We start from the raw sequence: 1108 nt of genomic DNA, 5'->3' as shown, positions 1-1108 counted from the left end.
GTCATTGACTTTACCACCGGTTCCGATGACAAGGCGGAAAGTCTTACCAGCAATGGTCAGGTTGTGACCTTCTACAGTGCCATTACTCATTTCAACGATGATGGCGTCAACCTCAACGGTGCCGGTGGCTACCTAGGAACCATGACCCTGTCCGGTGATATAACCATTGCTTCGACCTTTACCTATAACAGCCACACTAACTGGGCCAGAATTATTGACTTTGGTAACGGTCCCGGCACCGATAATATCCTGATTGCCAGCCCTGCAGAAGGTCGCATCGAGGCGCAAATTTTCCACGGCAACACCATAGTCGGGTCTGTGGCGTTTGATAACTTCTATACCCTTGGAGAAACCTTCCACATGGCCCTGACGGTTGATGCCGATGGCCACATGCACCTGTATAAAAATGGCGTTGAAGTGGCGGACAATCCAAACGGCCAGGGGCCTTCCGGGGTGTCCCTGACCAGCAACCTGGTGGGACAGAGTAACTGGTCCCAGGATGCTGCCACCGATGGTACCGTGACAGATCTGGTGGTTCTGGACAGATCTCTGGACCCCGACAGTATCAGTGACCTCTACGGTCAGGCTCAGTCCGGCGATATTGAGTCATTTTTAACCTCCCTGGAGATGATCGGTACCGATAGTGCGGATATCATCAGAGCGGACAGTGGCAGCAACACCCTGCTGGGGGAAGCGAGTGACGACATTCTCTTTGGTGGAGCCGGTGATGATACCCTGACCGGCGGTACGGGTTCTGACACCTTTACCTGGGAAGCATCAGACCTTGGTACAGCCGCAGCCCCCGCAGAAGATGTTATTACGGACTTCCATCTGGGACAGGGCGGTGATGTGATTCATCTGGACGATATCCTGCCCAGTGATCACGGGGATCTGGATCAGTATCTGGCCCTGAATTTTGACAACGGCGATACCACGCTTGAAGTGACACCACAGGGGGGTGGAGATGTCACTCAGAAGATCAAGCTGGAAGGGGTTGACCTGTCCTCACTGGGCAACACCGACGCCGATATTATTAACAATCTGCTTAATAACGGTAATCTCAGCCTGGATTGAGTGGTCCGGGCTGTTTGACTTGCGTAAACCGGTA

The 1108-nt window shown here is 53.2% G+C and carries 1 protein-coding gene; it reads left to right on the top strand.

Annotation, left to right across the window (positions count from 1 at the left end):
* The coding region (locus KDK14_RS21270) for a type I secretion C-terminal target domain-containing protein (RefSeq protein WP_257267273.1) at nucleotides 1-1074 on the top strand (1074 nt) is incomplete at its 5' end.
* Nucleotides 1075-1108: the final 34 nt, after the last annotated feature.

The sequence above is a fragment of the Endozoicomonas sp. ONNA2 genome, from assembly GCF_024606365.1.
Taxonomy (GTDB): domain Bacteria; phylum Pseudomonadota; class Gammaproteobacteria; order Pseudomonadales; family Endozoicomonadaceae; genus Endozoicomonas.
The sequence above is the reverse complement of the archived record's forward strand: the minus strand, read 5'-3'. Positions and strand labels throughout refer to the sequence as shown.